General features: G+C 57.8%; 1 rRNA gene. It reads left to right on the top strand.

The features are described from left to right. The first annotated feature begins 204 nt into the window (after nt 1-204). Nucleotides 205-1,736: ribosomal RNA gene (locus tag ADL05_RS26755) — 16S ribosomal RNA — on the top strand. Nucleotides 1,737-1,754 lie beyond the last annotated feature (18 nt).

Genomic DNA, 1,754 nt, shown 5'->3' with positions numbered 1-1,754 from the left:
GGGGCTTGTACGGGATGAGCGGTTGTTTCTTGAGAACTCAACAGCGCGTGTTTGATTTTCTTTAAGCCATGTTTGTTTTGGCCCCGTCACACTTCGGTGTGAAGGGTTCCTTTGATTGGCCATCGCAAGATGGTCGGTCAGGATTACTTCTAGGTTTACCCGCCCAGGCCCCGTCCGCGGTGGCCGGGTTAGGGTTGTATGACCTTTATGGAGAGTTTGATCCTGGCTCAGGACGAACGCTGGCGGCGTGCTTAACACATGCAAGTCGAGCGGTAAGGCCCTTCGGGGTACACGAGCGGCGAACGGGTGAGTAACACGTGAGCAACCTGCCCCTGACTCCGGGATAAGCGGTGGAAACGCCGTCTAATACCGGATACGACCTGTCACCTCATGGTGGCGGGTGGAAAGTTTTTCGGTCGGGGATGGGCTCGCGGCCTATCAGCTAGTTGGTGGGGTAAAGGCCTACCAAGGCGATTACGGGTAGCCGGCCTGAGAGGGCGACCGGCCACACTGGGACTGAGACACGGCCCAGACTCCTGCGGGAGGCAGCAGTGGGGAATATTGCGCAATGGGCGAAAGCCTGACGCAGCGACGCCGCGTGGGGGATGACGGCCTTCGGGTTGTAAACCTCTTTTACCACCAACGCAGGCTCCCAGTTCTCTGGGGGTTGACGGTAGGTGGGGAATAAGGACCGGCTAACTACGTGCCAGCAGCCGCGGTAATACGTAGGGTCCGAGCGTTGTCCGGAATTATTGGGCGTAAAGAGCTCGTAGGCGGCGTGTCGCGTCTGCTGTGAAAGACCGGGGCTTAACTCCGGTTCTGCAGTGGATACGGGCATGCTAGAGGTAGGTAGGGGAGACTGGAATTCCTGGTGTAGCGGTGAAATGCGCAGATATCAGGAGGAACACCGGTGGCGAAGGCGGGTCTCTGGGCCTTACCTGACGCTGAGGAGCGAAAGCATGGGGAGCGAACAGGATTAGATACCCTGGTAGTCCATGCCGTAAACGTTGGGCGCTAGGTGTGGGGACTTTCCACGGTTTCCGCGCCGTAGCTAACGCATTAAGCGCCCCGCCTGGGGAGTACGGCCGCAAGGCTAAAACTCAAAGGAATTGACGGGGGCCCGCACAAGCGGCGGAGCATGTTGCTTAATTCGACGCAACGCGAAGAACCTTACCAAGGTTTGACATCACCCGTGGACCTGCAGAGATGTGGGGTCATTTAGTTGGTGGGTGACAGGTGGTGCATGGCTGTCGTCAGCTCGTGTCGTGAGATGTTGGGTTAAGTCCCGCAACGAGCGCAACCCTTATTCCATGTTGCCAGCACGTAGTGGTGGGGACTCATGGGAGACTGCCGGGGTCAACTCGGAGGAAGGTGGGGACGACGTCAAGTCATCATGCCCCTTATGTCTTGGGCTGCAAACATGCTACAATGGCCGGTACAATGGGCGTGCGATACCGTAAGGTGGAGCGAATCCCTAAAAGCCGGTCTCAGTTCGGATTGGGGTCTGCAACTCGACCCCATGAAGGTGGAGTCGCTAGTAATCGCGGATCAGCAACGCCGCGGTGAATACGTTCCCGGGCCTTGTACACACCGCCCGTCACGTCATGAAAGTCGGCAACACCCGAAACTTGTGGCCTAACCCTTCGGGGAGGGAATGAGTGAAGGTGGGGCTGGCGATTGGGACGAAGTCGTAACAAGGTAGCCGTACCGGAAGGTGCGGCTGGATCACCTCCTTTCTAAGGAGTCTTTTGAAG

This window comes from Nocardiopsis sp. NRRL B-16309 (genome assembly GCF_001279585.1).
Taxonomy (GTDB): Bacteria; Actinomycetota; Actinomycetes; order Streptosporangiales; family Streptosporangiaceae; genus Nocardiopsis.
Note: the sequence above shows the minus strand (reverse complement) of the source record. Positions and strands in the feature narration are given on the sequence as shown.